4 protein-coding genes are annotated in these 3,908 nt (G+C 67.6%); 3 read left to right on the top strand and 1 reads right to left on the bottom strand.

The genetic code is table 11. From position 1 onward, the window contains the following. Positions 1 to 50 precede the first annotated feature (50 nt). Complete coding sequence (locus tag CAPSK01_RS17135; protein WP_034929392.1) at positions 51 to 1,460, bottom strand: ATP-binding protein; 1,410 nt, start codon at positions 1,458 to 1,460, stop codon at positions 51 to 53. 436 nt (positions 1,461 to 1,896) lie between these two features. Here CAPSK01_RS17135 and CAPSK01_RS17140 point away from each other — a divergent pair, with 436 nt between their 5' ends. The 3 genes from CAPSK01_RS17140 to CAPSK01_RS23560 form a co-directional block, all read left to right on the top strand. Further along, positions 1,897 to 2,571 (top strand): polymer-forming cytoskeletal protein, encoded by a 675-nt coding sequence (locus CAPSK01_RS17140; RefSeq protein WP_034929395.1) that lies wholly within the window; start codon positions 1,897 to 1,899, stop codon positions 2,569 to 2,571. Between the two features lie 28 nt (positions 2,572 to 2,599). After that, positions 2,600 to 3,301, top strand: a complete 702-nt coding sequence (locus tag CAPSK01_RS17145) for an N-acetyltransferase (protein WP_273703911.1) — start codon at positions 2,600 to 2,602, stop codon at positions 3,299 to 3,301. 308 nt (positions 3,302 to 3,609) lie between these two features. Then, positions 3,610 to 3,908: sodium-dependent bicarbonate transport family permease (locus CAPSK01_RS23560; protein ID WP_273703912.1), on the top strand; the 299-nt coding region annotated here is incomplete at its 3' end.

The raw sequence follows: 3,908 nt of genomic DNA on the forward strand, positions 1-3,908 counted from the left end.
CGGCCACGCCGGCGACGCGCGATCATCGCCTTCTCCGCGGCCGCGAGCGGCTATCCACAGGGCACCTCGATGCGGAAATGCGCTCCCGGTGCCTGGCCGTCGCCGCGCACCAGCGTCACCCGCCCGCCCATCGCGGTGACCAGTTCGCGGACGATCGACAGGCCGACACCGCTGCCCTGGCGCGGTGTCGGCGAGGCCAGGCGTCCCTGGACGAAAGGCTCGAAGATACATTCCGCATCCTCGGCGGCAATCCCCGGTCCCTGGTCGATGCAGGAAATCCGGATGCTCTTGCCGAAGGCAGCGGCCTGCAGGCGGATGACGCCGCCTTCGGGGCTGAAATCGATGGCGTTGGAGAGCAGGTTGTCGACGACCACCAGCAACTTCTCGCCATCGAGGTTGCGAGCGATCGCCGGCGCTTCGCGCAGCACCGTCAGTCGGCGCGCCTGGATCTGCAGTTCGCGGCCCTGGACGACGTCGGCGAGCAGCTTGCGCAACAGCAGCGGCCGGTAGGTCGGGCGGCGCGCCTCGAAACAGGCGGCGTTCAGTCGCAGCAGGCTCTCGATGTGTCCCTGCAAGGCCATGACGTTGTGCTGCAGGATGTCGACGACTTCCTGCTGGGCGCCTTCGAGAGGTCCCAGTACCTGTTCCTGGAGCAGCGCGATGCCCTCGCGCAGGGCAGTCAGAGGCGTCTTCAATTCGTGCGACACGTGTCGCAAGGTGCGCTCGCGGTCCGTCTCGAGTTCGCCCAGGCGCTGCCGCAGCCACTCCAGGCGGCGCCCGACCTGCCGCAGGTCGGCCGGGCCGCCGACCGCCACGGGCGTGTCGAAGCGGCTCTCACCGAGGTACTCGATCGATCGCACGATGCTGCCGATCGGCCGCGACAGCCACCAACTCATCGCCAGGGCAACCACGAAGGCGCCGCCGACCGTCACCGCCACCAGCCCGGTGAGTTGCAGGCGGCTCTCTTCGAGTTGCGCCAGGAGCAGGGCATTCTGCTCGTCGATCCACTGCCGGCCGGCGTGCGCCAGTTCGCCGTTGATCTCGGCAAGCCGTTTCAGAAGAGGCAGCAGTTCGACCGCAGGCGCCGATCGGTGCAGGCCGGCGCTGAGCTGTTCGGCGGCCGCGCGCCAATCACGCGTGAGCTTGCCCAGCGCTCCGCCGGGAATCGACTGCAGGCGCCCGACCGCCGCCAGGGAATGCTCGAGGTTGGTGTCGAAGCGCTCGATCAGCGTCGCCTTGTTGAGGACCGCGAACTGGCGCGCGCTGCGTTCGAGGTCGACGGTCCGGTCGGCGAGTTCCTGAATCGAACCGCTGAGCTGCAATACGTGCTCGCCGCTTCGCCGGCTTGCGTCGACGAACTGTTCGAGGACGAGCCAACTGCGAACGGCCGCCCAACTCAGCAGCGAGGCGATCAACAGGAATCCGGCCAGCATGCTCTGCCGGAACGACAGGCGAATCATGACAAAAGACTTCTCCGGGCAACGGTGGAGGGAAGCGCCGGCCCGCGGCGGGCAAGGGGCCTCGGAGCGCGGCGGGCAGGGCCATCGCGTGCGCTGCATGCCGCCAGTTTAGCCCGCCGCGACGGCGCGCGGGGTAAGGAATTGCCGCTGCGCATGCTGGCCTCGGGCCCGGCCAGAAGCAGAGATGCCTTGAAAATCAATGTCTTGGCAAGCGTGTCGCCAAACGGCGACAGGGCAAGTGGCTGTGCCGGAAGGCTTTTTCAACAAACTCCGGCGATCTTGTCGTTTTTTCCAGACAGTTTTCGCGGAAAACCGTCGGTTCGGGCTCAAGAATATTCCGCAACACCCTGTTGTGTATGAAGAATATTCCCATGGCACGAATCTCGCTAGCCTTCTCCCGACCTCAGTACCACCACTCCACCGAGAAGGAAGCGCGATGTTCAACAAACCCAACGTCTTCAATCGCAACGAACCAATCACCCGTCGCGACGTCCAGCCCGGCGTCGATTCGGGCGCGCAGCACGCCGCGCCCTCGGCCGCTTCTGCGTCGGGCACGCCGGCGACCGCCGGCAGGGAGACTCCACCGAGTCACGCCGCCGGCCAGCCCCCGGTGTCTGCCGACGAGGTGACCCAGAATCTCTCGGGCGTCCAGCCCGTTCGCCCCGCCAACGCCCCGGCGCGTGCCAGCGCGGCGGCACCCCGCGAGTCCTTGATCAGCGAGAGCAGCATCGGTGCCCGCCTGCTCGTCGGCCCCGACGTCAAGCTCAAGGGCGCCGAAATTCTCGACTGCGATACCCTGGTGGTGGAAGGTCGGGTCGAGGCGACGATGGACAGCCGGGTGATCCGCATCGCTGAGAACGGCGCCTTCGTCGGCAAGGTCAGCATCGATATCGCCGAGATCCACGGGAGCTTCGAAGGCGAGCTGACCGCTCGCAGCCAACTGATCATTCATTCGACCGGCCGCGTCAGTGGCAAGATTCGCTACGGCAAGCTGGTGGTCGACGAAGGCGGCGAGGTGTCCGGCGACATCAACACCCTGTCCGACAATGCCTCACCGCGGGCCAGACCGGTGATGGAAGCGCTGATCGCGGTCAACGCGGCGGCCGGTTGACCATGCCGCAACGCCGACGCGAGCGCGCATGCTGACCGCCATCCACGCCGGTCGATCGCCGGCAACGCCACTCCTCGCCCTTGACCGGCAAAGCCTGCGGCTACCGGGCGCAAAACGCTGTCCGCCGCCGTCCGACCGGGCAGCGGCATACCCGACGCCGCGTGCCGACGACGCCATTCGCCCGGCGCACACGCCGTATGAGCAGGAGATGGCCAGCATGCTGGTGCGCCGGATGTACGCCGGGCGTGGCTACCAGACCGAAGCCGCCGCGCCCGCGGCGGACGATCCGAACCGGCTGACGCTCGCCGCGTGGCACGGCGACGAGGTGGTGGCGACCCTTACCGTGGGCCGCGATTCCCCTGCCGGCCTGCTTGCCGACGCTCTCTACTCGCCGGAGCTCGGCCGCCTGCGCCGCCCCGGGCGTCGCGTCTGCGAAGTGTCGAGGCTGGCGGTGGCCCCGGAATTCAGTTCGCCGGACCTGCTGATCGCCCTCCTGCAGTCTGCGCATCGACACGGACAGCAGCGCTTTGCCGCCAGCGATGTGGTGATCGAGGTGAATCCCCGCCACGCCCGTTACTACCAGCGCGTTCTCGGCTTCCAACAGCTTGGCGGTCTGCGCCAGTGCCCGCGCGTGGACGCACCGGCGCTTCTCTTGCACCGGGCGCTCGACGATTTCTCCGCGTCGATCGCCAGGCTGCCTGGCCGCGGGGCGCTTGCCGACGCCGCGTGAATCCCGCCCGCCTGCGGGCGGGATTCACGGCGCCGTGATCTTTCGATTTCTTGCACCCTGGCTCGCCTCACCGCCGGTGCCGCTGCGCTCGTCTGATGAAGGCGATGATTCGCATCTCACCGCCGCAGCGTGGGCAGGCGAGCGGAAAGACCTCATCGATCCGCGCGAGCAGCAGCGCCCAGGCGTAACGGGCGACGCGACGGTGAATCGCTTCCTCTGCCCCATCTGCTTGCTCCTTACTGCCCGACGAGGCGCTTGGGGCGGTGATTTGCGCAGCGGTCGCCGCGATTGGCTTAGTCTCAGTCGCTGTGGCAAGCGGCGCGGTCGGACTCTTTCTGCTGGACATGGGACTCATGGTGGCGAAGAACTTTCACTTTGCCCGCAGCGCGCCGGCCAGCCTGCTGGCCTATGCGGTGGCTGGCCCCGTCATCCACGCGGGGCTGGTCCTGGCGGTGGCCACGCTGCTGCGGTTTTCCCCTGCGGACGCCGTGCTGCTGATGGTGCTTTCCGCCAGCGCCTCCTATATCGTGGTGCCAGCAGTGCTGCGTTACGCCATTCCGGAAGCCAGCATTCGATTGATCAGGCTCGGCGCCTGGCACTCGCTCCA

Origin of the sequence: Candidatus Accumulibacter vicinus (assembly GCF_000584955.1) — a bacterium.
Taxonomy (GTDB): domain Bacteria; phylum Pseudomonadota; class Gammaproteobacteria; order Burkholderiales; family Rhodocyclaceae; genus Accumulibacter; species Accumulibacter vicinus.